This is a genomic window from Candidatus Sericytochromatia bacterium, assembly GCA_035285325.1.
Taxonomy (GTDB): domain Bacteria; phylum Cyanobacteriota; class Sericytochromatia; order S15B-MN24; family JAQBPE01; genus JAYKJB01.
The window spans coordinates 1-22,002 of sequence record JAYKJB010000066.1; the positions used below are offsets into that span (position 1 = coordinate 1).

Below are 22,002 nucleotides of genomic sequence, written 5' to 3' on the forward strand. Positions count from 1 at the left end.
CTCTGGCCTTGCGGCACGGCTCAGGCGCTGGACATTTATGAGCCGGACTCCGCCTACGCGACGGCCCCCAACAGTCCCGAGATGGGCGACATCAACGCACCAGAGGTGCAGGCCAAGGTGATGAACGCAGGGGCGGAACTGCTCAGCAGCCACCCTCGCTTCGCCAATGTGGTGGTCTCGATGGCGCCAGACGGGACCTTGCGTTCCGACCTGTATGTCAATCTTCGGCGCGTCCTGACGTTGACGGGGGATGACGGCACGCGGGCGCAACCCATCGCGGACGCCGTCAACCGGGCGCAGGCCAACGGTCATATGCGCGCCGACCTCATCACGCCGGCGCGCCGGCGCGGCAGCTACGCCATTGTGGCGGGCGGCGAAACCTTGCTGACGGTCGACGAACGCTTGGCCCGGGCGGGTGGAGGCCGTTCCACCAGTTTGGTGCTGCGCTGGCTCGACAATATGCGGATGGCGGTGGGGGGGGCGCCCTTCCGACTGGCTGCCTCCCGTGGCGGGCTGTTCTCCGGCACGCTGACGGGCCGCGCTTCGTGGTATGGCCCGGGCTTCAATGGCCGTCGGGCGGCCAGTGGCGAACGCTTCAACCAGAATTCCATGACGGCCGCGCACAAGACCTTGCCCTTCGGGACGGTGCTGCTGGTGACCAACACGCGCAATCATCGCTCGTGTCTGGTGCGCATCAACGATCGAGGGCCTTATGTGAAAGGCCGGGAAATCGACCTGTCCGCCGCCGCGGCGCGGGTTCTGAAAATTGATGGGGTCGGCAGCGTTCGCATCGATATCCTTCAGCCCTGAGCGTCGCGCGGAGCGCTCACGTCATCGGCCGACGGGCAGATCGTAGGCGTTGACCAGATCCGTTTCGCCAGGTTGGCTCAGCGTCAGGCGCAATTGCCAGTTCCCTTCGCTGGTTGGCTGGAAGGGCAGTAGCCCCAGCGATACGGCCTGACAGTCGGCTTCCAGCGTCAGATGGTGGGTCTGCTCGTGTTGGGCGCGGCCATCCGGTGCGAGCAAGCTCACCGCGATCGCCACCTGGCGAGGCTCATGCGCATCGTTGACCACATGGATTGGCAGCCGATAGCGCTTGCCCGGTCGGTAGCGGTCGCGCGGCGTCAGGCAAAACACATACTGGGGGGAGAGGGCCAACTTGTAGGCGTGATAGGACTGCTTGGGGCTCCGCCAGTAGTCGATGATGGACCAGCTGACCCCGGGCTGGGAATCCGTGAACATGAAGTTCAGGAAGCCCCCATTCGGTCGGTACTTGTGAAAACGCAGCCGATCGACGTAATAGCGCTGAAGCTCGGCCTGATAGGTTTGACTGGCCTCGACCAGAGGCGCCAGTTGATGAGACCCCGTGTCGATCCACAGGCTCATCAGCTCCCACTGAAGCAGGTACTGGCGATTCAGGTGGCGCCAGTCGGAACCACGCAGGTCATCGGGCAAGAAGGTGCGCGCGTGTTCGTAATTGGGAAAGCTCTGGGCGCCGAATTCCGTTACGAAGCGCAGGTTGCGTGGGAACAGGCGTCGCCAGAGATCAAACCACCGCTTGGGCCCGTAGGACATGTACCAGCCGAAGTAGTAGTGGCCGTCGGTGCCAGATAACCAGCCTGGAATCCACATTTCGCCCGAGGAACGGATCACGGTGCGGCTCTGGTCCAGATGGCTGACTGCCTGGACCAGCTGGGAGCCCATGACATCCCGGTTCCAGCTGCGGAAAAGGCTCCAGTAGGTGCGCAGCTGGCGCAGCAGCGGCTCCACACTGGTGTCATCCACGTGCAGCGGTTCATTGTGCAGGCACCAGATCACGATGCTCGGGTGGTGGTGCAGCATGCGCACCATTTCCTGGGATTGGCGCAGCGCCTCTGGCAGGATTTTTCTGGCGTACAGCCATTGCAGCGGAAAGTCCTGCCAGAGCAGCACACCGGCCTCATCGGCGGCCCCATAGAGGGCTGGGTGGTCCACGTGGGCGTGGACCCGCAGCATGTTCATGTGCGCTTGCTTGGCCCATTGCAGGTCGATGTGGGCGCGCTCGGGCGTCATGCTGGCCAGGCGGGCATCACCGGGAGGGTAGTTGCTGCCTTTCACGTACAGTCGCCGCCCATTCAGATAGGCGATGTAATCGCGCATCTCCCAGGTGCGGAGCCCGGTGATGGTTTCCCAGGCGGTGCGTTGTTCCCCGACCGTGAGCGTCACCTGGACACGGTAGAGGGCCGGAAAACCCAGGTCGTGCGTCCACCAGAGGCGGTACTGGGGCAATTTCAGGTGGTGGTGCCAGCCATATCGTCCAGCGGGCAGCGTGACCAACCCCTCGAAATGCTGGGCCTCCCCCGCGAAGTTGTGGGGAGAAAAGGTCACCTGCCATGCTCCCTGACAGGCCTCCGGCACGCGCACATCGACGCGCATGGACACCTCGGCTTGCGTGTCGTTGAAGTCTGTCAGATGCCACAGGGCGGAGGCGATCGAGAGCGCGGGCCGTGACACGATTTCCACGGGCAACCAGAGCCCGCCGGCATTGTAGCGATAGCTCGAGAGGGCGTCCCAATGCGCAAAGACGCCTGTGATGGTCTCTTTTTCCAGGCAGGAACGCTCGATCGGGCTTTCCACTTCGATCAGCAGCTCGTTCTCCGCGCGCAAGGCCGCGGTGATGTCGAAGTCCTGCGGGAAGAAATAGCCTTCCGAGGCACCCACGAACTGGCCGTTGAGGTGAATGCGGAAGCGGTAGAACACTCCTCGCAAACGCAGGTGGTGACTCAGGCCTGCCTGATCGGGCGCCGTGAAGGAAAATCGCTTGCGGTACCACACCGTGCCTGTGTGCGTGCTGAGCGCAGGGTGTTCCTGCCAGTGCGCCGGCAGCTGCTGCTCATGCCACCCATCTTCAGGGGCAGGCGGCCCGTCGCTGGTCGCGACAGGCCGCAGTTGCCAGGGGCCCGATAAATCCAGCGTGACCACGTCCAACCTGGAACCCTCCGAGGCAAGGCGTCAGCCCGAACAGGCCGGGCGGAACGTCCTCGCGGACTAGTTCGACAGGGCACGCATCGGAACAGCCACTTCCAGAGGGCGGTTGTTCCGTCCGTTGATCTCGTTCGAACCACTGAGAAAACGGATGCGCGCCACCACCAGCAAGGGTTGGTCCAGCGGATCGGCCGGCGTGAAGAAGTTCTTCAAGGAGACCGAGCCGACCGGTATGACCAGGTTCACCGAAGGCCCGAAGGTCTGCTGGTTGGCCGGAGGCACCAGCAGCGGCGGGGTGGGAACTTCGGTCTTGGGGGTCGCGATGGCCGGCTTGGGTGGTGTCTCGGCAGCCCGGCGGGGCGTGTTGTAGGTGTAGAAGACCGAATATCCGGTGATCAGGGCGCCACGGCTGCCCGGGGGCGACCGCAGCGTGAGCCCCACGTCCGGTGGTTCCGGATTGTACGTGACATTGGTTTCAGGCGGCCCGGGTTGGCCATCGGGGCCCAGGGTGCTGCGTTGAACCACCTTCAAGGTGATGCCCGTGGGCGGCTCCGAAGCGGTCCACTCGAGGATACTTGGCGGCAGGCCCTTGTCATCGAGGTCCAGCGTCGGGGGGATGTCCAGCGTGAAGTCGGCGTCACGCAGCAGGAAGTTGGGCTGGATCGTGAAGCGCTGGGGCGCCCCCACCACATCCTGGAAAGAGGCGGTGACCAGCACGTCGCCTTCTGGAATGCCCTCCAGCAGGAATTCACCATGCTTGAGGTAAAAGTATTTGCCATCCGGTTTGTTGGAGGAAGGGAACTTTCTCAGAATGCGCAGGGCGTCTGCGACGCTACCATCTTCGAACTCGTGGCCCTCGACGTACTGCCTGTCCTTGTTGTTGTCCTTGTCTTCCACGAACTCAGGGGGGCTGGTTTCGCTGATCTCCGCAGTGAAGGCGTAGGCCCCTCCGGTCGTGACAAAGGCGTTGCCCTGCACCTTGCCATCCGACTTCACCACCTTGCCGTGCAAATGCCCCCGCTGGATCACGGTGGGGGCTTTCTTGGCCCGCGGTCCGATGATGGGTGACAGCGCCGGGTATTGCGTCACCAGCGCGTTGGTATCGCAACCGGCCACGCCCGTTGCGGCGGCCAGCAAGCAGAGAGCGGCTCCCAGTGTGCGGCGAAGTGTGTGCATCTGTCTCATTCTGAGATATTCCCCTCGAAGCGGATCGGAACGCTGACAGGGATCTCGACCTCGTTGAAGTTGTCATCTACCCCCTTCAGGGTGACGCGGCAGGTGATCGTGTGGATCAGCTGACGATTCAAAGCGGGGGTTGGCTTGAAGACGAAGACCTGGTCGATGCCGTAACCCCGCACCTGCTGGTTGTAGATGGGCAGGGTCAATTCCAGGTTGGCCGGCCGCTGGCTCGAGGCCGGGGGCAGATAGCCCGAAATATCGAGGTCCACCTTGGAGAGCAACAGGCTGGCGATCGGCAACCCCGTCTGATCGAGGTACTCGGCGGTATAGCCCTCGAATTGCACGCCAGGACCCGCGTCATTCGGGAAGCTTTGCACCCTGACGGTGACGTCCTCGGCCTGCACGTTGAAGACGTTGGTCGACCGCTGGTAGGTGATCTGGACGTTGATCATGCTGGGCTCGGGAAAGGCGACGGCCCGAGACTTGGGCAACAACGGGTTGCCCAGGTCAAAGAACTTGCAGGCCGAGAGGCCCAGCGCGACCCCCGCCCACAAAAGCCCCAAGCGGACTCCGCGCAACACTCGGTTTTGCGTCGAATTCAACTGGCGTTCCTCAAAACCTGGCATTCCTGCGCAAGACTATGTTACCCGGCACATGGGTTTCCGAATCGTCTCAAACGAGCTTTGTTGCTCGCTTTGAGCCACCTTTGGGTCGGGCGCGGGCCCATCGGCCCCCCCGTCCCAAGGTGGGTGATTGCAGCGTAACAGCTGACGCTCCCCGACGGCTGTGATGCCTTACCAAGCGTTCTCCGCGAGCTTCAAACCGTTGACAGGCAAGTCTTACAGCCGCTAATTTACGATTCGGCGGGACGCGGGAGGGCCTGATGGGCTTGCGCTGGCATCTGGTGGACACCATGGCGCGCGAAGGGTTGTCGTTTGACGCCCTGGAATTGCGCCTGGGATTTTCCCTGGGCCATGAGTTGCGGGGGGCCGTTCCCCCGATCGACCTCTCCTTGCCGATCGTGGCCGACCTGTGTCAGGCCATCGGCTGTCAGCCCGGGGATCTGCTGAGCTGGCTGCCCGATGACCCGGCTGAACAGGCGGAGCGTGCGCTGGCCCAGGATGCGCTGTTTCAAAGTTTCCTCGCCTATCGGCATGGCCAGTTGCCTTCCGAGCCAGACGGCGACGGCTGAATGCCCTCCCCTTGACCGCTTCAGCCCTCTCGTCACCCCTCTCGGCGGTCAGGGCCCGCTCGATGGAGCGCCGCGATCAAGGTGGGGCGAGGACCTCGCTGGAACGGCGATGCAGTCGCCAGCCGGCGAGCGACGGGGGGAAGGCGTCAGTGGGGTCGGAGCGCCCGCCAAACGCGTTCGGGCGTGGCCGGCGTCTGCGTGATCTGGACCCCGATGGCGTCATGAATGGCGCCCAAAATGGCTGGTGGCGTCCCGATCAGGGGCGGTTCGCCCACGCCGTGTGCGCCAAACGGGCCTTCCGGATCGTAATGCTCCAGGATCACCGCCTCGATCGGGGGCGTGTCGACCATGGTGGGCAAGATGTAGTCCGTAAAGCCAGGATTCAGCATCTTGCCTTCTCGCATCAGCACCTCCTCCATGAGGGCCATGCCCAATCCCTGCACCACGCCCCCCTCGATCTGTCCCTCCACCAGTTGCGGGTTGATCGCGCGACCCACATCGTGGACCGCGACAATGCGCACCGGGCGGACCGCACCGGTTTCGGTATCGACGAGCACCTCGCAGGCGTGGGCGCCGAACAGGTAGGTGATGAAGGCACGCGGAGACAGGCCGCTATCACCGGCTGAGGGGACGGTGTTGGGTTGAAAGTGGCTGCGTGCCTCCAGCACGATGCCGCGGCGGCGCGCCTCGGAGAGGATCTGAACGAAAGACACCTTTCGCGTCGGGCTCTCGCGGTGATACAGCCAGCCGTCCGCCAGGGCCATTTCCTCCGGGTGGACCGGCAGCAGGTGCGTGGCCACGTCGAAAATCTGGCGTTTGAGTTCGGTGGCCGCCAGGCGCACCGCATTGCCGGTGAAAAAGGTCTGGCGTGTGGCTGAACTCGAGCCGGCTTCCGGTGTCAGAGCGGTATCGGCCAGCAGCACCTGGACCGTGCGCGGATCGACGCCCAGTTCTTCGCCTGCCACCTGGGCGCACATCATATGCAGGCCTTGGCCCACCTCCACGCCACCCGTGGCGACCTCGACCAGGCCCTCCTGGTTGAGTCGCACCCAGGCTCGGCTTGCATCCGGAAACCCGTCCCCGTAACCCAATCCGAAACAAAACGTGCTGATGCCGAAACCGCGTTTGAGCCAGGGCTGCTCCGGGTCGGGAAGGGTGTTGCGGTGTTCCCAACCGATGCGGCGGGCGGCTTCCTCCAGGCAGGCCTGCACCGAGACCACCGGGATGCGCTGGGTGGTGGTGACCATGTCTCCGGCCTGAATCAGGTTCTGACGCCTCAGCGCCACCCGATCGAGGTCCAGCCGTTCGGCCAGCTTGTCGATGGTGGCCTCGTAGGCGATCGCCAGCTGACAGGCGCCAAACCCCCGCATGGCGCCCGTGGGGTTCTGGTTGGTGTACAGGCCGTGCGCGTCGACGTGAATGTGGGGCACCCGGTAGGGCCCGGTGGCGTGACTGGCCGCCTTTCTCAGCACGGCTATGCCGGTGCTCGCGTAGGCGCCTTCGTCGGCGAAGATCTCCACCTCGGCAGCCACCAAGGTGCCGTCCTGCTTGGCCCCCAGGGTGTAGTGAATGCGCAATGGATGGCGCTTGTGGCGCGCCACCATGGACTCGGCGCGCGTGTAATGCAGTCCGACCGGCTTCCCGGTTTTCAACACGGCCAGCCCCAGGTAGATCTGGATGGAAATGTCCTCTCGGCCGCCGAAGGCCCCGCCCGTGGGGGGCTGGATGATGCGCACGCGTTCCAGCGGCAGCCCCAGCGCCATGGCCACCAGCCTGGCCTCCTCGTGGACCCATTGGCCCGCGGCATGAATCACCAGGGTTTGCCCGTCGAGGCTGGCATAGCCCGCTTCGATGTCGAGGAATGCGTGGTCGACGGACTGGGTTTCGAGCGTGTGCGTCACCACCACGTCGCAGTCCTCGGCCAGGGCTCGGCGGGCGTCGCCCTTGCGAATGCGCTGCGAGCCCATGCGGTTCCCGTGGGCGTGAATGGCCGGGGCGTCCGGGGCCAGGGCCTGATCGATCGAAAACACCCCCGGCAGCACCCGGTAGTCGACCTTCACGAGCTCTCGCGCGCGCTCGGCGGTGGCGCGGTCCTTGGCGACGATCAGAGCCACGGCGTCCCCCAAGTAACGCACCTTCTGGGTAGCGAGCACCTCCTGATCGCGCCGGATCAGCCCGTGTGAATTGGTGCCGGGCACGTCATTGCCGGTCAGCACCGCCACCACGCCGGGCAGCGCTTCCGCTGCGTGGGTCTCGATGGCCACGATCTCCGCATGCGGGTGGTGCGCGCGAACGACGCTCGCCCAGAGCATGCCGGGCACCCACAAGTCGGCCCCGTAACGCGTCTCGCCCATGACCTTCGGGTGGGCATCGGCCCGCGTGAGGCTGGCGCCCAGGGCCGCCGGCTTCGGGGGCGCAGCCCGCGTGGGCGTCGGCTGCAGGGCGCGTGGCAGCTCTCGCGCGGGGGGCACAGGGCGGGTTGCGGCAGACGAAGGGGGCAGGTCAGGCATTCCTGGGCTCCTCGTGCGGTGGGTCCCCGCGCCGGAGGGCGCAGGCCAGTTCGACCGCTTGCTGGATTTTCATGTAGCCCGTGCAGCGGCAGATGTTGCCCTCCAGCCCCCTTCGGATGCGTTCCGGGCTGGGTGAGGGGTCTTGGGCCAGCAGGCCCTCGGTGGCGACGACCAGGCCCGGGGTGCAGTAGCCGCACTGCACTGCCCCACAGGCCACGTAGGCTTGTTGAACCGGAGACAGGCGGCCTTGCGTCTGCAGGCCTTCCACCGTCACGACCGACCGTCCTTCCACCTGAGGCGCCATGATCAGGCAGGCGTTCATCGCAAGACCATCGACGAGCACGCTGCAAGAGCCACATTCGCCCTCCAGACAGGCGCCTTTCGTGCCGATCAGGTCGAGCTGTTGGCGCAAGACCTCGAACAGCGTCCAGCTGGGATCGACCGCGAGGGTCTGCCGAACGCCGTTCAAGCTGAAACAGACTGTCCAGGATGGGTCGAAGCGCTCGTCGTGGGTGCGTTCGATCAGCATGCGGGCGACACTCCTTCAGGGGCCCAGGTGGACGCTGTGACGCGTCACGACCTGACGGGCGGATCAAGCAGCTGGTGCAGCAAGCGCGAGACAATCGTGCCGGCGACGTCTCGGCGGTAGTCAGCCGAGGCACGGTGGTCGCTGATCGGCTGAATCAGTTCTCGCACCATGTCACCCGCTGCGCGGGCGCTGTCGGGGGTGAGACCGTCGCGGGACAGCATCGCCTCAACGGGCGTCACGCGCAGCGGGCGCGGGGCCACCGAGCCCAGCGCCACGCGAACCTCCCCGGCGGGGCCTTGTGAGACGGCGGCTGCCACGACGGAAATGGCGGTGGCGTCACGCTTGCCTACCTTGTGCCAGGCGGAGCGCAGCCGGTTCGATAGCTGAAACTGGGTGATCATTTCATCCGGGGCCAAGGCCGTCTTGCCCGGCGCCAGAAAGAATTCCGTCAGGGGCAGCGTCCGGACGCCACGCAGGCTGCGCAGGGTCACATGGGCGTCGTGGGCCAGCAGCGCCACCGACAGATCGCCGGCTGGACTGGCATTTCCGACATTGCCTCCGACCGTTCCCCGGTTGCGAATCTGGGGCCCGCCGATCGAGGCGGCGGCCTCCGCCAGGGCTGTGAGAGGGCTCTCTTCCAGCCAGGCGTGCGGGCACATGGCGCCGATTTGCAGGGCCTCGTCGGTGGTCTGCAGCGTGCGCAATTCGCCGACCTGACTGAGGTCGATCCACACGCGTCCGCGCACCAGACCGCGATTGCGCAGCACCACCAGGTCCGTGCCGCCGGCGAGAAAACGCGCGTCATCGCCGTGCTGCGACTTCCACTGCAGCGCGTCGGCCAGGCTGTTGGGTTGCAGGAAATTCACGCCTTCACCTCCCGCCCAGAGGTTCGCGGCTTCGCTCGCAGCGTCGCGGCTCTCTGCCGTTATACCCGTGTGAGGGCCATCACGATCATCTGGTCTCGCGGCGTCCGAAGGGGGCGAGGATGCTTGCTGGGCGCCGGTGGACGTCAGGGCCCCGATTGCGGTACAACAAGCCTGGTCCGGATTCGAAGCGACCAGGTTGCCAGAGAGAGCCAGGAGAAAGTCCGTGTCGGCACGTCTCGCATTTGCGGTCGGCCAGGAGCTGCCTTCAGCGGAGCTGACGTGGTTCAGCCCCTTGCGCGGCCTCGGCTTCGCGGCGCTGGAACTCACGCTCACGCCTGCGACAGCGTGGCCCTCTGCCGAGGCGCTGGCCGGTTGTGGCGTGATTGCTCAGGGCTACACGCCCGGCTTGACCGATGGCCAGGGGGTCGCCGCCGCGTTCAACGAGGTCAACCCCTATCTGGATGCGCTGCGTGAGCTGGGGTGCCAGCTGCTGGTGGTGGGAGAGCCGACCACGAGGGGGCGCGGACAGGTGGCCGGACGCGTGCATGACACCGGGGCGCGCGGCCTGCTGGAGGCGGAATGGCGCAATCTGGCCGATGCGCTCAACGAGCTCGGGGCGCGCTGTGAGGAGCGAGGCTATCGTCTGGCGTTTCAGCCCGGTGCCGGCACCCACGTGGAGACGGCCACGGAATTGAAGCGGTTGATGAACCTGACTGACCCGGCCCTGGTCGGACTCGCCCTGGATACCGGGCACTGGGTGGTTGGCGGGGGACATCCGCGAGAGGCCATCGAAACCTATCGCTGGCGCCTGAACCTGGTGCGCCTGCGGGACGTCTCGGTGGAGGTCCTCGACACGGTCGTTCGCCACGGCCTCGACTGGCAGGAGGCCCAGCGTCGTCGCGTCTTCTGCCGCCCGGGAACCGGGCAGGCGCCCCTGGCGGACACGCTCGCCGCCTTGCGGGAAATCGGCTATGAGGGGTGGCTCAGCCTGGCCTCGGATGGGCTGACAGGGCCTGAAGAAGCGCCGGAGTTTTGCAGACAGGCCCTGGCAGGGCTGCTGTGATGCCTGGCGGTCGGGCATGAGGTGGGGTGTGCGTGAGGCGTGGCGCTTCCTGGAAGGGGGGGCGACGTCGCGACTGGGGCGGTTCGGGCTGGCATCGTTGCTATCGCTGACGGCCGTTCCCGCACTGGCCGACGAGGCGGCGGACCAGGCCCTGATCAGCGCGATTTATGCGGGCAACATGCGGGCCATGCAGACGGCCCTGCGCCAGGGCGGCAGCTTCAACGCGCGCGACGTGAACGGCTACACGCCCCTCCACTGGGCGGCGTTTCGCGGCTATGTCGTCCTGGCGGGTTACTTGCTGGACCGTGGCGCCGCCATCGATCCCAGTGACAACAACGGCTACACGCCGCTGATGCTGGCGGCCTGGAACGGCCACGACACGGTGGTACGCCTTTTGCTGGCCCGTGGTGCCAGTCGTGAACGTCTCAGTCTGGACGGCTTCACGGCGCTCGATTACAGCCAGACGCAGGGGCATCATCACCTGCGCGCGCTGCTCGAGCCGACTCGCAGCCCGTATGGGGTGCCGGTGGCACGGGCCAGCTTGGCCCCTGCGGAGGCCGAGGGAGCTCCCTTCCGCCCGCGCTCGCCGCGTACCCCAGGACCGGTCAAGACACCTTTCCCGAGAGTCGAGCCGGTGCATCACTTCGAACCGGTGGCGGGCTTGCACTTGGCTCGGGTGCAATTTCCGATCGTCGGCGTGCATTACCGCCTGCGCTTGCAGGAATGGTTTTCGCTTCGGCTCGGCACCGAATACGGGCGGTCGGTGTTTTCGCAGACCGGTCCCCTTGATCTGGCCTTCGTACGGATGCAGGCTGCCGTGGTCACCAATGGCCCGCTTTACCTCGGGGTAGGGGCCACGCATCTGACGTTGGGAAGCCTGTCTGCCGGCGGTTACAATCCCAGCATCGTCTACCCCGAGGTGATCACGGGCTTGCGTCTGGGTTGGGGCCCGTTGTCGGCCAGCACCGAGTTGCGCCTGGGGTGGGATGGCCCCAGCACCGTCACGGGCGGCATTGGCGGTCGCTTCTGACCCCGACGCCGTCATTGGGGGGCAGGGTCCACGAGGCCGGCCGGGCTCGCGGGACTGTCGCAGTGAGATGGTCAGGGGCGCAGGGTGGGGCTGGCGCTCGGGCTCGCGGAGGCGACGTTTGAGGGGGCAGGACTTGCCGGGGGGCTGATGCTCAGCGCCGGCGTGGCCGTGGCGGCGCCCGCCGCCGGGGTCGCAGGGGGGGGGACACTCGGGCTGGACGGCGTCGCCCCTGCGCCAGCCGCCGCGCTGGGAAGCGGCGTCGCAGGCGTCGTCGAGGCCGGAAGCGCCAGCTTCGGGATGGCGGTGGGTAACCCCTGGGCCAGGAGCATCGTCCGTGACTGCTCATCCAGACTGCGAAGCGGGCGTCCGATTTCGAGGCGCAGCCGATCGACCAGCGTGCGCAGCTCGGCCTCGTTGCTGTACCAGAGCTTGAACCGGTCTTGCAGGGCCGTTGGATCGGTGAAGTCGAGCGAGGCGACCTGAGGCAGGCGCGCATCGATCATGGCCACCAGGCGCTCGAAGCTGCCGCGGTCGAATTCCCCCACGGGCCCTGAAATCCCTTCGGTCAGGCCGACCGTGGCCAGCGTGCTGGCGGTGTCGACATCCGCCGTGGCGCCATGGACGTTCGTGCGCGCCAGGGTGCGCATCTGCACGTCTCTTCCGTCCGCTGTGCGCGCGACGACCACCACACCGAAGGCTTGTCCCGGTGGGATCCCGGCCAGCTGATAGGCCCCGTTGGGCCCGGTGAGCGCAATCCGTCCTGGCAGCGGCGCACCACTTGCATCGGACAGGAACACCTCCCCCCGGTTGATCGGCACCTCGTATTCCAGGGAGGCGGTCGAGCCGGCCACGGCCAGCCGTGCCGGGATGCGGGCCATGCCCCCCATCAAGACGCCCGGCGCCGGACGATCGGCCGACACGATACACGGCGACACTTCCGATGCGCAGCTGGCCAGCAGCGCCAGGGTCAGGCTGGCCCGGGCCAGGAGCCCCGGCGTGCTTTGCCGTCTCTGCACAAGAGAACACAAACTGGCCAACGCGAACTCCCTCAGAAAAATGGCTTGAACGCGTCGAGCGGGCCCACCGGAGCGGCCCCCACCGCGGCTTCGAGCTGTTCGCGTGAGCCGGGTTGGGCGCTTTCCCGGGCGAGGTCGTCCAGCAGCGTGGCGAGCGCCTGGTCTTCTCCTCGGCGCGCCGTCAACCAGTCGGTCATGGCCCCCGCGTCTCGCATGTCGGGTTTCTGGGTCTGGCTGAGCGCACGCTGAACCCGTGCCACGACCTGCGCAAAGGTGGTTGGCGTGAAGGGGCCCGGCATGCCGGCCCGCCCTTTCATGGTGGCGAGCACCACCAGCGAGGTGGCGGGCGTGATGTCGTGAGCCGTGGGCGCATCGGCACTCGGCCGGGCCAGGGTCGAGAGCACCAGCCCGTTCGCGCCAGGAAAGCGGGCCACCAGCACGTACTGGAAGCCCAAGGGCAGCTGAGCGGCCCAGAATTCGCCCTGGTCGTTGGTGCGGGCCCGCATCATGCCGGGAATGGCTGCACCCGTGACGTCAGCCGGCGCGACGGAAGCCGCGGCGATCGCCTGGCCCTCCAGGTCCAGGACCCGTCCACGCACCATGCCGCCCACCCCGGGGGGGCCAGGCTGCGGACAGGGCAGCTGCGTGCAGGCCGACAGGGCCAGCAAGACGCCGGCGCTCCATCGCAGCCAGGGAAAACGAACAGCGAAGCGTTGCAATCGGAACACGACCCCTTTTGCCACGTGGTCAGGGGTCGCCATTGTACCGCGTGGCGGCCTGGCGCGCAGGGGGGCGTCCCCGCTGGCACCGCGGAGGGTCACGGCAAGCGGGAGGCAAACCGCTCGCCGGGGGCCGGCCTGGTCAGGACAGCGCCTTGTGCATGAAGTTGGTGATGGTGCGGACGCGCTCCGCCTCCGTCTCAAATTGCACGACCCGGCGGATGGTTTCGCGCGTGGAATCTTGATCGAGGCGGGCCTTGGTCAGCCGGATCGCCTTGGTGGCCAGTTCTTCCGTCGGCAAGCCGCCCACGGCCATGTACTGACCCACGGCGGTTTCCACCAGTTTGCGCTTCTCGGCCAGGCGAAACAGCGCGTAAGCTTCCTCGCGGGTCTTCACCACGGCGGACAGGACGGCGAAGGCCTCGTCATGGAGCTGCGCTTTGCCGGCCGCAACCTCCAGGGCCTCCTTCAGGGCGCCACGATTGGCCTGGTTGAAGGCGACGGACAGCTTGCGTGCCAGGGTAGCCACCTCAAGGGCCTCCTGGGTCGTGCTGGCCTGGCTCAGCGCCTGCCGCAGGCCGGTCGACACGTTGGCGTACTGGCCGCGTTGGGCCAAGGTCTTGCGCACTTCGGCCATGGCGGCTGCGAAGGCGGGATTGCCGAGGTCTCCATTGAGGCTTTCCGCGAGCTTGGACCCTTGCAGACGCAGGGCATCTCGTCCCACCGCGCCCGATGCCTGGCGGCTGACCTGTTTGCCCGCGCGGCGGGCGGCCTGCTGGCCTCCGGTCATCCGGCCCCAGGAGTGACTCCAAGCAGTGAACATGCGTGTGATCATCGACGAAAGCCCCTGAAAGAATTCGACCTTGGCCTGAGGGCGTTTATCGCGGCATGGCCCCGGTGAGTTTCTTAACAGGCTGTAAATATTGGCTTAAGTTCGGAAGCGAAGCGCGAGCGTCGGTCCAGCGACGTTCCTCATCTGTCTCGCGTTCAGGGCATCCGGCTCAGGGCGTGAATCAGCTTTTCGAGGTCGGAGATCTGCGTGATCATGACCTGCTGAAACTCGCGCACGAAGTCTTCCAGTTTGGGCTTGAACGGCATTTCTTCCGCCTTGCCGCTGGCGCTGAAGCGCACCTGCCCGGCCGCCTCGCCGAAGATCTGGTGAAGCAACTTCTTGTTGCCCAGGCCCCATTCGATGCGGGCCTGTTGCGATTGCTCCAGATCGCTCTCGGACACGATCGGGCGCAGCAGAATTTCGCGACCCAGCGTGGCACGCGCCTGCAGTTCAGCCAGGGCTGCCTGCTTGTTCTGAGCGGCGTCTTGCATGGGAAACCTACCTCTGGCCAGGGTCACGCCCTGTGCGAGGCCTTGGTTGACGTTCCACGGCGAAGCGTCACAGGCCAGGACGGGTGACCCTCTCATCAGATTACATACCCGCGCCGCCTGACACGGTTGACAAACGTACGTTTCAAGCTCAATATTTATACAATATTTTACCTTTGCTTAACCATTATTTTGGGAGGGGGCGCGTGATGCGGCGGTCTGATGGCTGGAGGGTTTCATTGGCTTCACTGGCCCTGCTGGCGGCAGGGTGCGCACACGTGCCGGCTCACTCCCTGCCACAGGGGGGGCCCCTGGCTCTGCGGGCTCAGACGAATGGCTGGACGCCGTTGCCGGATGCCCCGCTCGCGCGTGAGGGCGCAGCGGGCACCGCGTTTGGCCTGAGCCTCTGGGTGCTCGGCGGACGGGACGCGGCCGGTCAGCTGCTGACGAAAGGACATCGTCTGGAGGGCTTTGAACGCTGGGAAGCCGTCCCGCCTCCGGGAGGCTCGCGCTTTCAGGCCAGTGCCGTGACCCTGAATCCTCCTCGTCTGTTGCTGACGGGGGGGCAGGCCGAGGGGCGGGCCCTCGGAACCACCGAGTGGTGGGACGTCGCCACGGCCAGCTGGCAACGTTTGCCCGATCTGCCGACGCCGCGCTGGGGCGCCGGAGCGGCGGGGCACGGGGTGTTCGCTTACGTGGTGGGGGGCAGCAACGGGCGGCCGCTCGACACGGTGGAGCGGTTCGACGCTCGCGATCGCAGCTGGCGCTCCCTGGCTCCCTTGGCCTTGGGCCGGGAAGCGGGGGTGGCCGCCACGCTGGGGCAGCGGATCGTCGTGGTGGGGGGGCGCACCCGGGATGGGCTCACGGGCAGTCTGGAAATCTACGACCCGGCCACGGGAGTCTGGAAGGCCGGCCCGGCCATGCCGACCCCGCGCTCCCATGCGGCCTTTGCGGTCTATGGTTACCATCTTTTCGTGCTCGGAGGGCTGACGGCCCAGGGGCCGACGGCGGCCGTCGAGTCGTTCGACCTCACCAGTGGCACTTGGACGGTGCGAGCGTCCCTGCCAGAGGCCCGCCACGGGGCGGTGGCCGCCCGGGTGGGCGAGCGTCTGGTGGTGACCGGGGGCGTGGTGGCAGGGCGCGTCAGCGCAGGGGGCTGGCGCATGCCCTTTCCGTTTGGCCGCTGACGGGGAATAAGCACCCGTAGGCCCCCAGGGGCCTTCGGGAGGTCCATCCTTGTTCCAAACCTTGCGAACCCCGCTCTGGCTCGCGGCCACGTCCGTGACGCTGGCCGCCTGCGCCGCCCCCGTGACGCCGGCCGTGCCGCCTGCGGGCCCGGTCTCGCGGGGCCGTGATCCAGGGCCGGCCGCCACGCCGCTGGTTCCCTCCGCCCCCGCCGTCAGGACCTCCCCCCTGCCGGTGGCCAGCGCCAGCCCCCCGCCACCCGGGCGCGCGCTCGACAGCCCGATCCGCCCCCTGCCCGGTGGCCTCGATGAGGTGGCCGTCTTCAACTCGAACAATCCGGAACTGCTGCGCGAGAGTGGGGTGCTGCTGTCCACCTTTGCCGGGGGCGGCGTTCACCTGAACCACCCTTTTGCGGGGGCGTTCGAGGTGTTCCTGCACCACCTGGCGGAAACAGCCTTCATGGACGGCAATGACACCTGCTGGCTGGGGTTGCTGGCCCGCAACGATGGCCAACGCCCGTCGAACCTGGAGTTGAAGGCCGGCGTCAGCTGGCTGACCGGACCGGACGCCCCGTTCATCGATCTCGACCCGCTCGTTTCCGATCCCCGGGGCGAGGTGTATTCCGGCCCAGGCGACCGGGTTGCCCTGGATTTCCTGCTCGGACGTTCCAACCTGACGAGGGAGACCTTTGCGCTGGCGGCTGGCGAGACCAAGCTGCTGTTCAATCAACCGATTCCCGCCAAGAATTTTGGCCTCCCCTCGCGCAATGGACGCTCGGGCCTGTTCCGCTTTCAGGTCGACCAGCCGATCAAGCTGGCGGCGGTCGCCCTGTTCGGCCGCGCTTCGGACAAGCCGGATCGGCAGGCCTTCCAAGCCTTGCTGGACGCGGGCAAGCGGGCCGCGCCGGCGGAGCGGGCCGCGACCGCCTATGAGCCGGGCCAGCCTCCCACCGGCGGCAGCTTCATCTACGGCCGAGTGGGCGGAGTCAGCCTGGGCAGTCGCTGGACCGGCACCCTGTTCAATCGGGCCTCCGAGGTGCTCTCGAGTGCAGGCAGCAGTGTGGGCTTTCCGATCGCCAGCCTGGCGCTGAACACGCTGGGCAGCCGTCAGAATCAGTCCCCCCGCATGGTGGTGCGCTATCCGGAATCCCCGCCGGAGGCGCATGGCAGCTATGGCGTGACCTACGACCTGACCATTCCGCTGGACAATCCCGAGGGAACGAGCCGGCGCTATGCGATCGCCCTCTCGCATCCGCTGCGCATTCCCGAGAATCAGGCCGGGGCGCCCAGCTATGCGCCAACCCCCGGGAAACTGGTCACCTTCCGCGGCTCGCTGCAACTCGACTGGGACGATGAGCGCCAGCAACCCCGGCGGACCCAGGTTCATCTGGTCTTGCGTCAGGGCGAGCGGGGGACGCCCTTTGAAACCGTGACGGTGGCCCCCGGTGGACGCACCGACGCCCGCCTGCGCCTGGTGTATCCGGCCGATTGCACGCCCCCGCAACTGCTCACGGTGACGCGCTTGTAGGCTGCCGGGCTAGGTGAGCTGTTCGACCGTGTGTAGAAAGCCGGAGGCGAGTCGGTAGATCAACCAGCCCATCAGGCCCATCGCGACGGCCGTCAGGGCCCCGGCCGCCACCGCGATCAGGCGAGCCGCGGCGCGATCGCCGTCTTCTTTCCAGACCTCGCTGGCCGTTTCGAGGGCCTCGTCGAGGCGGCCGGCAGCCTCTCCGGTCTCGATCACCGAGAGCATCTCATCTGGAAAGGCCTGCGGGTGTTGGCGCATGGCATCGGTCAGGGAGATCCCACGCTGGACCTCCGCCTCGACGGCCTGGCAGGCACGGCGCAGACCCGGGTCGGCCAGGTTGTGCGCGGCCAGCGCGAAGGTTTTCGACATCGACAGACCCGCCCCGAGGCAGGTGCCCAGCAGCAGGCCGAGGTGGGCGATCGCTTGCTGTCGCAGGGCCGACCCCACAAACGGCAGCGAGGCGGCTGCGCGAGCCAACCCCTTGCGCAGGGGCAGGGCCACGGGGGCCAGGGCCAGCCAGTAGCTTCCGAAGACCCCGGCATAGAGACCCAGCAAAGGCTGACCGGCTGCGCGCGCGTAGGCGCCCCATTGGCCTTCAAACACCAGTTGCAAGGGCGCCAGCAGGGCGGCCGCACTCAGCATGAGCAGGGGATAGATGCCCTTTTTCAGTAGTGCGACGCTGGTCTCATGGCGTTGCCAATGGCGGCTGGCCAGGACCTCCAACCCGTCGGAGGTTCGCCCGGACGCCTCGGCTGCCGCCAGCCATTCGGCGTCAAAGGACGGGATGATCGGCGTTTGACGGGACAGCTCTTCGGCCAGTGCCCCCCCCCGCGACACCTGGTTCGTGAGACCCGTCAGCACCCCACGGAGCGCCGGCGGCCAGCGCCCTTTGGCCAGACTGGTCAGCGCGGCAGCAGGGGGCAGGCCACTGCGAAGCAAGCGGCCGAACTGCGCGTAGAAGCTCCCCAGCTGGCGGGGCGCCAGCGGCATCCAGAGCGGGGCGGCTCCGCGGGGCTGGCGAGGTTGGGAGGGGCGGCGTGGGGCTCGGCGGGTGGGCATTTGACCGGCGACAGACAAGCAGGGCACCCTCTGTGTACCCGGCGCCAGGCGGGTTGAGTTCGTTCAGCTCCCGTTCGACCCCTGGGTTCAGGCGGGAGTGTCGAGGTGCCCCCCGGTTTTCGACGCGACGCGCGTCTTCAGCCTGGCCCTTCCGGCTTCTGAAGCCCGAAGTGCTCGCAGTAGGCGCGCCCTTTCACCTGGTTGCCCGCGCGATCGCGCTTGGTGGCGCTCATGGCGCCTTCCCAGTAATGCGGCAAGGGGTCCTGCATGAAGGGCAGCAGGCGCGCCACCTCCTGATTTTTGATCCGCGCGGAGAGCTCCACCGTCTCGTCGGTGTCGGGTAGGGTGATGCGCCAGTCGGTGGTGTAGTGCAGACCCGTCCGCGGGCTTTGCCACCAGGCCAGCCGTTCCATGGTGTAGCGCGAACCGACGCTGCCGCGGCCATCCACGGCGGAGCGGTTGACGTGGCGCGCCCCCGGGTTGCCTTGCTTGTCGCGGAAGGCGAAGAGATTGTAATCGCTGCCGTCATCGAACTGGAGGGAAAACCAATCCCAGCGATCGGCGAAGCCGGAGACGAAAAATGGGCCCCACTGGTGATCGAGCCAGGAAATGCCGGTCACGGTCTGTGGGGTGCCGCCCACCGTCAGGGTGCCCTGCGCGTTGAAGCGCGTCTGACTGTAATACCAGCTGTCCTTGCCCTCCGGCATGTCGATCTTGCCATTGCCCCCGATCAGCAGCGGGGCTTTGCGGGCGGTCAGTTGCAGGTCGAAGCCGGCCTCCGCGAAGGCGCTGGACAAGGCGTAGCGCTGGTCGCTCAGGCTGCGGAGGCGATGCGGGCCATACGCCTGGGCCAGGCCCTCGCTTGACCCGAGCGCCTGACGTGCGGGAATCCACTGGCGCACGTAGTGAAACCGTCTCAACGTGAGATCGGAAACGGCCACGTGGGCCCAGTGGAGCAGCGGCCCCACCTTGAACAGGGTGAACTCGTAGCCGAACTGACGCTTCAGCGGCCCGAGGCCCTTCGTTTCGAGGTGGCCATTGAGGTACCACCATTCGGTCAGCGCGCTGGCATGGTCGCCTTCGTCACGCGGAAAGCGAATCTGACTCTGTTCGGTGAGGTGGAGCGGACCGAGTCGGCCCTGGGCGATCGCCTCCAGCTTGCTGCGCAGCGGATCACCAGCCTCACGGCTTGCCGCGGCGGGCGTTTCTGCGAGGGCCAGGCGCGCGATCGCCTGGCTGGACTTGGGCTGGGGATCGTGATGCTCGGCATAGGCCGTGAACAGGCTCACCGTCTCCCGATCGCCGCTCCGCAGCGCTTCGGCCAGGACGGTCGCCGTCAGGCGCTCGTAGGTGGGCAGATCGAGCTGCTGCGGGTCAGCGCTGTGAACCGCGGCGAGGCCCGTCCTCGCGGCAGGAGAGGGGGCGGCGGGTGGCTTGGCGCAGGCCGCGAGGCCCAGCGCACAGAGCGTCAACAGGATCTTGGAACGGGTCACGCCACGGCCTCTCTGATCGACGAGGCCCGACAGGCCCCCTCCATGTTATGGGCCAAGCGGGTGAGACCTGTTTCCAAATCTGGTTAAGGTTTGTTAAATCTTTATTTAAGAACCGATTCAATCAGGCTGTCGGGCGGCAGGGTGTGCCCGGTGAAACGAATCGTCCCCTGGCGGTCCACCAGCACAGCGGTGGGCAGACCACGAATCTGATAGGCCTCGGACACCTTCAACTCCTGGTCCAAGAGCTGGGGATAGGTCAATTGGGCAGTTTTCACCAGCCGGTGCCGTCCTTCGTCGGTGTCATTCACATTGATGCCCACGACTTCAAGGCCGCTGGAGCCAAACCGACGGTGCAACGATTCGACGTGCGGAGCCTCCGCACGACAGCCTCCTCACCAGGAGGCCCAGAACACCATCAAGGCCGCCCGTTTGTCCCGCAAGCTCGACAGCTTCCAGTTGTCGCCCCGCTCCGTGGCCAGGGCCACCTCGGGGGCCCCGACCTGCGAGGGCGGCGCCATCGTGAGGCGCTCGGCCGAGATGGGGGGGAAACCTTGCCACAGCCACAGCCCCGCCAGCAGGAACGGCACGCTGAAGCCGAGCCAGGCCGAGCGAAACGGGAGGAGGGGTGGGGTCATCAGGGTCACCTTCTGCCACTGGTTGTACCCAGCCTCCGAGGGCTCTGTCACGCGGACACAGGCGACCCGGTTGACCCCGCGGGACCCATCAGGGCCCACCAAACCAGCGCGCCAGCACGGGGCGCAAGGACCTCACCGTCAGAACAGGGAGGGCAGGGTTTGGCTGCCGGGTTGCAGCAGGTGCTGAACGCTGCCGAGTTCCCGATCATCTTTATCTTTGGCTTTGAAAATCAAGGCACAACCTTCGATGACCTTGAGTTCCACCTGAAGCAGACCACCCCTGCGTTCAACGTCTCGTTCATCCAGTTTGGCCCCATTGTCCGCGCGGTGAACGCTGACTTCCTCGATCCCGGTCGCGTTCACCGTGAAGGTCTTGCGTGTCTCGGGGCCGCAGGCCCCTGAGGGCGCCGGACTGCCGGTGCCGCTTCCCGCGTTGGAGTTGCCGCTGCCCTTGTTGGCATCGCTGCTGCCCGTGTTGTCGCTTCCGCTGCTCGCGTTGGCGTTTCCACTGCCCTTGCTGGCATCGCTGCTGCCCGTATGGATGCTGCCGCTGCTCGTAGGGGCGTTTCCACTGCCCTTGTTGGCATCGCTACTGCCCGTGTTGTCGCTGCCGCTGCTCGCGTTGGCGTTTCCGCTGCCCTTGTTGGCATCACTGCTACCCGTATGGCCGCTGTCGCTGGCCCGGTCGATGTTGCTGTGACCCGTGCCGGTGACGCCGCCGGCCTTGCCCGCGTCGCTGCTGCCCGCATCGGCGTGACCGCTGGCCTTGCCGGCGCCCTGAGGAGGGGGATTGACGTTGCCACTGGCCTTGCTGGCACTCCCTGGGTCCCGGACCTCCGCCTGGCTTCGTTCGACTTCCTTCGCTTCACCGGATTCGTCCCGTTCACCCGTCGCCTTCGGCAGCGGGTCGGGCAGGGCTTTGGCCAAGGCCGCCTCCAGCATCGTGACCTGGCTGCGCAGCGTGGCCACCTCGTTCAGCAGGGCCTTCATGGCCCGGCTCACGGCCGTGGCGTCGGTGAAATCTGGCAGCTTGGTGGCCACCAGCGACTGCGCGGTGGATTCGCTGGCTTCCTGAAAGCGAGCCGGGTCGAAGTCTCCCAGCGGCTTGCCGCCCAGTTCCTCGACCAGGTTGCTCGTCACCAGCGTGGTGGCTGGGTCGAGCCGGGTTTGAATTTCCGGTTTGGTGGTCCGGATCAGGCTGCGGAAGGTGGCCGCTGCCCCGCCGAAGGTGGGCACCTCGGCGGCCACCACGAAGGACAGGCCGGCCGGCACCCTGGGCAAGCTGAATTCGCCACCGGCATCGGTTCGCACGGGCGCCACTTCCGGGAGGCTCTGACCCGCTGCGTCGGTCAGAATGACCCGCGCGCCTTCCACGGCCACGGTGTCCAGAGCGAGCAGGCGGTACGTCGTGCGCGCGCCCTGAAAGCCCGCCGGGCTGATCAGCGAGATGCCCCGGTCACTGATCAAGCCGAGGCCACGGTCGCTGACCAGCTTGACGCCGGCCCCCACCGCCAGCCCACTGGGAATGCGCACGGTGCCGCGAACCGGCACGTACTGGACGCGGGCGGCGGCCGCGCGAGGACGCGCCGCGCCGAGCTTGCTCTCGCTGGTCTCCGGGGGCGTGACCGTGACCCTGCAGGCCGTCAGGGCCGCGACGCTGAAAATGAGAAGCCCGCCATGACGCATGGGACACCTTCCCCCGCGTTCAGGGAAAA

The 22,002-nt window shown here is 66.8% G+C and carries 20 protein-coding genes and 1 pseudogene; 6 read left to right on the forward strand and 15 right to left on the reverse strand.

Features of this window, described 5'->3' with window-relative positions; all coding sequences use genetic code 11:
- Positions 1-810 (forward strand): septal ring lytic transglycosylase RlpA family protein (locus VKP62_09290; GenBank protein MEB3197383.1); only part of this gene is annotated, 810 nt, incomplete at its 5' end.
- 21 nt (positions 811-831) lie between these two features.
- Here the strand turns inward: VKP62_09290 and VKP62_09295 are convergent.
- The 3 genes from VKP62_09295 to VKP62_09305 all read right to left on the reverse strand — a co-directional run bounded on the left by VKP62_09295 (position 832) and on the right by VKP62_09305 (position 4,745).
- The gene (locus VKP62_09295) at positions 832-2,961 is read right to left on the reverse strand and encodes a glycoside hydrolase family 2 TIM barrel-domain containing protein (protein ID MEB3197384.1); all 2,130 of its coding nucleotides are present in this window, start codon (positions 2,959-2,961) and stop codon (positions 832-834) included.
- Positions 2,962-3,027: 66 nt separating this feature from the next.
- Positions 3,028-4,140, reverse strand: a complete 1,113-nt coding sequence (locus tag VKP62_09300; protein MEB3197385.1) for a hypothetical protein — start codon at positions 4,138-4,140, stop codon at positions 3,028-3,030.
- Between the two features lie 5 nt (positions 4,141-4,145).
- A complete protein-coding gene (locus VKP62_09305) occupies positions 4,146-4,745 on the reverse strand; it encodes a hypothetical protein (GenBank protein MEB3197386.1) in 600 nt (199 codons plus the stop codon).
- Between the two features lie 281 nt (positions 4,746-5,026).
- Between VKP62_09305 and VKP62_09310 the strand changes: the two genes are divergently transcribed.
- On the forward strand, positions 5,027-5,335 hold the full coding sequence (locus VKP62_09310) for a helix-turn-helix domain-containing protein (protein ID MEB3197387.1): 309 nt from the start codon (positions 5,027-5,029) through the stop codon (positions 5,333-5,335).
- Positions 5,336-5,481: 146 nt separating this feature from the next.
- Here VKP62_09310 and VKP62_09315 read toward each other — a convergent pair whose 3' ends face one another.
- The 3 genes from VKP62_09315 to VKP62_09325 are packed head-to-tail and all read right to left on the reverse strand — an operon-like array spanning position 5,482 to position 9,240.
- Positions 5,482-7,845 (reverse strand): xanthine dehydrogenase family protein molybdopterin-binding subunit, encoded by a 2,364-nt coding sequence (locus VKP62_09315; GenBank protein ID MEB3197388.1) that lies wholly within the window; start codon positions 7,843-7,845, stop codon positions 5,482-5,484.
- Positions 7,838-8,374, reverse strand: a complete 537-nt coding sequence (locus VKP62_09320) for a (2Fe-2S)-binding protein (GenBank protein MEB3197389.1) — start codon at positions 8,372-8,374, stop codon at positions 7,838-7,840. Before VKP62_09320 ends, VKP62_09315 begins: the two co-directional genes overlap by 8 nt.
- A gap of 44 nt (positions 8,375-8,418) precedes the next feature.
- Positions 8,419-9,240: a xanthine dehydrogenase family protein subunit M gene (locus VKP62_09325; GenBank protein ID MEB3197390.1), complete on the reverse strand. Its 822-nt coding sequence runs from the start codon at positions 9,238-9,240 to the stop codon at positions 8,419-8,421.
- A gap of 223 nt (positions 9,241-9,463) precedes the next feature.
- Here VKP62_09325 and VKP62_09330 point away from each other — a divergent pair, with 223 nt between their 5' ends.
- Both VKP62_09330 and VKP62_09335 read left to right on the forward strand, forming a co-directional pair.
- The gene (locus VKP62_09330; protein MEB3197391.1) at positions 9,464-10,303 is read left to right on the forward strand and encodes a sugar phosphate isomerase/epimerase; all 840 of its coding nucleotides are present in this window, start codon (positions 9,464-9,466) and stop codon (positions 10,301-10,303) included.
- Positions 10,304-10,331: 28 nt separating this feature from the next.
- Positions 10,332-11,333 (forward strand): ankyrin repeat domain-containing protein, encoded by a 1,002-nt coding sequence (locus tag VKP62_09335; GenBank protein ID MEB3197392.1) that lies wholly within the window; start codon positions 10,332-10,334, stop codon positions 11,331-11,333.
- Positions 11,334-11,404: 71 nt separating this feature from the next.
- Here the strand turns inward: VKP62_09335 and VKP62_09340 are convergent, their stop codons facing one another.
- The 4 genes from VKP62_09340 to VKP62_09355 all read right to left on the reverse strand — a co-directional run bounded on the left by VKP62_09340 (position 11,405) and on the right by VKP62_09355 (position 14,391).
- A complete protein-coding gene (locus VKP62_09340) occupies positions 11,405-12,349 on the reverse strand; it encodes a hypothetical protein (protein ID MEB3197393.1) in 945 nt (314 codons plus the stop codon).
- Positions 12,350-12,381: 32 nt separating this feature from the next.
- A complete protein-coding gene (locus tag VKP62_09345) occupies positions 12,382-13,077 on the reverse strand; it encodes a carboxypeptidase-like regulatory domain-containing protein (protein MEB3197394.1) in 696 nt (231 codons plus the stop codon).
- A 133-nt stretch (positions 13,078-13,210) separates the two neighbouring features.
- The gene (locus tag VKP62_09350) at positions 13,211-13,891 is read right to left on the reverse strand and encodes a hypothetical protein (GenBank protein ID MEB3197395.1); all 681 of its coding nucleotides are present in this window, start codon (positions 13,889-13,891) and stop codon (positions 13,211-13,213) included.
- Between the two features lie 164 nt (positions 13,892-14,055).
- Positions 14,056-14,391, reverse strand: coding sequence for a hypothetical protein (locus VKP62_09355; protein ID MEB3197396.1), 336 nt, complete (start codon positions 14,389-14,391; stop codon positions 14,056-14,058).
- A gap of 236 nt (positions 14,392-14,627) precedes the next feature.
- Here VKP62_09355 and VKP62_09360 point away from each other — a divergent pair, with 236 nt between their 5' ends.
- Together VKP62_09360 and VKP62_09365 are read left to right on the forward strand one after the other, a co-directional pair.
- Positions 14,628-15,575, forward strand: a complete 948-nt coding sequence (locus VKP62_09360) for a kelch repeat-containing protein (GenBank protein ID MEB3197397.1) — start codon at positions 14,628-14,630, stop codon at positions 15,573-15,575.
- Positions 15,576-15,624: 49 nt separating this feature from the next.
- A complete protein-coding gene (locus tag VKP62_09365) occupies positions 15,625-17,100 on the forward strand; it encodes a DUF3370 family protein (GenBank protein MEB3197398.1) in 1,476 nt (491 codons plus the stop codon).
- A gap of 9 nt (positions 17,101-17,109) precedes the next feature.
- Here the strand turns inward: VKP62_09365 and VKP62_09370 are convergent, their stop codons facing one another.
- The 5 genes and pseudogenes from VKP62_09370 to VKP62_09390 all read right to left on the reverse strand — a co-directional run bounded on the left by VKP62_09370 (position 17,110) and on the right by VKP62_09390 (position 21,973).
- Positions 17,110-18,090: a type II secretion system F family protein gene (locus VKP62_09370; GenBank protein ID MEB3197399.1), complete on the reverse strand. Its 981-nt coding sequence runs from the start codon at positions 18,088-18,090 to the stop codon at positions 17,110-17,112.
- 206 nt (positions 18,091-18,296) lie between these two features.
- Positions 18,297-19,652: a lipocalin-like domain-containing protein gene (locus VKP62_09375; GenBank protein ID MEB3197400.1), complete on the reverse strand. Its 1,356-nt coding sequence runs from the start codon at positions 19,650-19,652 to the stop codon at positions 18,297-18,299.
- A gap of 101 nt (positions 19,653-19,753) precedes the next feature.
- Positions 19,754-20,029: pseudogene (locus tag VKP62_09380) on the reverse strand (TlpA disulfide reductase family protein).
- A 15-nt stretch (positions 20,030-20,044) separates the two neighbouring features.
- The gene (locus tag VKP62_09385) at positions 20,045-20,287 is read right to left on the reverse strand and encodes a hypothetical protein (GenBank protein MEB3197401.1); all 243 of its coding nucleotides are present in this window, start codon (positions 20,285-20,287) and stop codon (positions 20,045-20,047) included.
- 138 nt (positions 20,288-20,425) lie between these two features.
- Positions 20,426-21,973 carry a hypothetical protein gene (locus tag VKP62_09390; protein MEB3197402.1) on the reverse strand — a complete coding sequence of 516 codons (1,548 nt, stop codon included), beginning with the start codon at positions 21,971-21,973 and terminating at the stop codon, positions 20,426-20,428.
- Positions 21,974-22,002 lie beyond the last annotated feature (29 nt).